This window comes from Paenibacillus sp. sgz302190 (genome assembly GCF_059820445.1).
In genome coordinates this window covers 1-3,377 of the sequence record NZ_JBZYAO010000038.1, presented here as the reverse complement: position 1 = coordinate 3,377, position 3,377 = coordinate 1, and the positions used below count along the sequence as shown (strand labels likewise).

The 3,377-nt window shown below is 57.8% G+C and carries 4 protein-coding genes; 3 read left to right on the top strand and 1 reads right to left on the bottom strand.

Annotated features, from left to right (window positions below; translation table 11 throughout):
- The first annotated feature begins 42 nt into the window (after positions 1–42).
- From AC6RNO_RS29370 to AC6RNO_RS29360, 3 genes are read left to right on the top strand one after another with little or no spacing between them, the layout of a single operon-like run.
- Positions 43–768 carry an MFS transporter gene (locus AC6RNO_RS29370; protein WP_497107705.1) on the top strand — a complete coding sequence of 242 codons (726 nt, stop codon included), beginning with the start codon at positions 43–45 and terminating at the stop codon, positions 766–768.
- Between the two features lie 46 nt (positions 769–814).
- A complete protein-coding gene (glsA, locus tag AC6RNO_RS29365) occupies positions 815–1,750 on the top strand; it encodes a glutaminase A (RefSeq protein WP_488436744.1) in 936 nt (311 codons plus the stop codon).
- Between the two features lie 18 nt (positions 1,751–1,768).
- Positions 1,769–2,338, top strand: coding sequence for a 5' nucleotidase, NT5C type (locus AC6RNO_RS29360; RefSeq protein WP_497107655.1), 570 nt, complete (start codon positions 1,769–1,771; stop codon positions 2,336–2,338).
- A gap of 709 nt (positions 2,339–3,047) precedes the next feature.
- Here AC6RNO_RS29360 and AC6RNO_RS29355 read toward each other — a convergent pair.
- Positions 3,048–3,377 (bottom strand): hypothetical protein (locus tag AC6RNO_RS29355; protein ID WP_497107654.1); only part of this gene is annotated, 330 nt, incomplete at its 5' end.

The window sequence follows — 3,377 nt, the reverse complement described above, 5'->3', positions numbered from 1 at the left end:
CCCCCCCCCCCCCCCCCCCCCCCCCCCCCCCCCCCCCCGACGCTGCTGACGGCCGTTACGCAGCGCTCATGGGTCTGGCTCGGGGCCAGCTTGTTGTCGCTGGCCGCACACGGCTGGCACCTTCGCCGGGCGAAGGCATCGTTCATCAACGCCGCGCTGCTTAAGAAACCTGCGTATTTGAAGCTGTCTGCGGTCGGCTTCTGCATCCTGGTGCTCAACCTCGGCAATCTGTTCCTCATGCCGCTCGCGCTCGCCAACCTGTTCGGCAAGTCGGCGCTGACGATCGGCCTGCTGATTGCGCCCGGGGCGATTTTGTCGGCTTTTTTGACCCGCTTTGTCGGCCACTGGATCGACCGGTACGGCAATCAGCTGTTTTTGCTGCTCGGACACGGCATTTTGGCCGCCGTGCTGCTTTTTTTCGCCGCCGATCTGGCTGCCTCTCCGGCTGTCGTTCTATGCGGCTATCTGTGCTTCTCGCCGGCTTTTTCGGCAACGATCGCTTCGCTCAACAACGAAACGTCGCGCATATTGCCGCAGCAAATGATCGGCTCCGGCATGGGTCTGATGCAGCTGATCCAATTTTTCGGGGGCTCTTTTTCCGTGGCGGTCTGCGGCCTTCTGCTGGCGGTTCAAACCGGGGTAACGGTAAGTACGGCTTACAGGCACGTATATTTGATTTTATTTTTTGTCAGCATTTGCTCTCTGGCCGTGTTATTATGGTACAGGCGCTCTTCGATGAAGGAAGGGCGTTATGAGCCTGCATCATAGGCCGTGCAGCATAAGGATTGGACCGTGTCGAAAGGACGGATAAGTGATGGATGAGTTGAACTTGATCAAAGCTTTTTTGCCCGAAGCCGTAAAAAGGAGCCGTGCCCGTTCCGCGGAAGGTTCGGCGGCGGCTTACATCCCTGAGCTTGCGAAGGCGCCGGAGGATGCGCTCGGCATTTGCATTTTGGACCGGACGGGGCAGTCTGTCTCGGAGGGTGATGCGGAGCTTGCGTTCACTCTGCAAAGCATTTCCAAGGTGTTTACGCTCATTTTGGCGCTGATGGATTGCGGTGAGGAGGAAGTGTTCGCCAAGGTGGGCAAAGAGCCGACCGGCGACGATTTCAATTCGATGCTCAAGCTGGAGCTTGTGGAGCCGGGCATTCCGTTCAATCCGCTGATCAACGCCGGGGCGATTGCGATTTCTTCGCTGATCAAGGGAAGCGATCCGGAGGAAAAATCGGCACGCATTTTGCAATTTTTCCGCCGGTTGACGCAAAACCCTGACATCGATGTGAACCGCGAGGTGTACCGCTCGGAAGCCGCCTCGGCGCACCGGAACCGGTCCTTGGCGTATTTTCTCAAAGACAATGGCGTGCTGGACGGCGACGTCGAGGAAGTGCTGGACGTCTACTTCCGCCATTGCTCGATTGAAGCGACGTGCAGGGACGTTGCGCAGATGGCGCTTCTGCTCGCCTGCGGCGGGACGGACCCGGCGACAGGCCGCGAAGTCATTCCGCGGCGCTACGTGCAGATTGCCAAAACGTTCATGATCACATGCGGCATGTACAACGCCTCGGGCGAATTTGCGATCGGCGTCGGTCTTCCGGCCAAGAGCGGCGTGTCGGGAGGTATCCTGACGTTGGTGCCGGGCCGCTACGGCATCGGGGTTGTCGGGCCCGCGCTGAACGGCAAAGGCAACAGCGTGGCCGGGGTGCATTTGCTCGAGACGCTCTCGCAGCGGTTTGACTGGAGCATGTTTTAAAGAAACGGGGGTGCGCGTATGAAACTGGGATTCGACATCGATGACACGCTGATTAACTTGAGAGAACACGCCTTTCATATATACAACCGGAAGCTCGGCCGAAATGTCGGATTGGACGTTTTTAACGCTTTGCCTACGCTGGCGATCCATGACGCATTCGGATTAACGCTGGAGGAAGGCCGGCAAATGTGGTCGAGCTCCCGCGACGAAATTTATTATACCGATTGCCCGCCATTTCCGCATGCTGTCGAGGTGCTGCAGGAGCTGGACGCCCAGGGCCACGAAGTGTACTACATCACGGCAAGACCCGCGGAGCACTGCGAGCGGACGAAGGCGTGGCTCGTTCGAAACCGTTTTCCCGTCGGTGAAGGCCGCTTTTTTTGCGGTATGAACGATACGGAAAAAGTGCACATAATCCACGAATTGGGCTTGGATTATTATTTTGACGACAAGCCTGCAGTGCTTGACACTTTGGCGGATTCGACCGCACGTGTGTATGCCAAAGATAACCCGTACAACAAGCATTTGGACATACCGCGGATCGTATCCTGGCATGAGCTGCGGGATATCGTTAAGCAATCCTCGTGAAGCCGAGCCTGATCGCGCCCGATCAGCCTCCCGCTCAAACCCGCCGCGGTTTGCGCGGGAGGTTTTTTTGGGGTGCGGCCGCCGGGAGGCCGGGATGGCGGCAGCTGAGGGGGTGGCGGCCGAGGGGATGTTGGCCTGTAGGGGCGGAGCCCGAGGGTCTGGGGTCCGAGAGCCAGTAGCCCGGGAACCGGGCGGATTTTGCAGATTTCCTGCTCCCAGTGAAGCAGCTACTTCAGCACCAGCGGGCGGATTTCGTGGGTTTCTCATCTGCGCCAGCAGCAGCCTTGGGGGCCGGTAGCCCAGTAGCCCGGGCTCGGGAACCGAGAACCCGGGAAACCGGGAGCCGGCGACTGGTAGCCGACCGCAAGAGCAAAAAACCTGCGAAAGTGCAGGCTTTTGGAGCCGAATCGGCCAGTTTTGGTGAAAAGCCTGCAAAAGTGCAGGAATTCCCTCNGGCGACTGGTAGCCGACCGCAAGAGCAAAAAACCTGCGAAAGTGCAGGCTTTTGGAGCCGAATCGGCCAGTTTTGGTGAAAAGCCTGCAAAAGTGCAGGAATTCCCTCTCATAATGAGCCAAAGCTCAGGAATGAGCGAAAAAGCCTGCAGATTTGCAGGAATTTTCTGCTACAGGCGTGCCAACGAGCAAAAAGATGTACTTTTGCAGGTTTTCTTGGCACGGTCAAGTGGCTGAGCTGCCGGTAGCGGCAAAACTATTCAACAAACTCGCTTTTGTAGATATCCTGGCCTCTAAGAAGTGGGTGCACTAGCACTAGAGTGCGGTTTTGCAGATTTCCTGCTCCCAGTGAAGCAGCTACTTCAGCACCTGCGGGCAGTTTTCGTGGGTTTCTCATCTGCGCCAGCAGCAGCCTTGGGGGCCGGTAACCCAGTAACCCAGTAGTCCAGTAACCCGGGCCCGGGAACCGGGAAACCGGGAGCTGGCGACTGGTAGCCGACCGCAAGAGCAAAAAACCTGCGAAAGTGCAGGCTTTTGGAGCCGAATCGGCCAGTTTTGGTGAAAAGCCTGCAAAAGTGCAGGAATT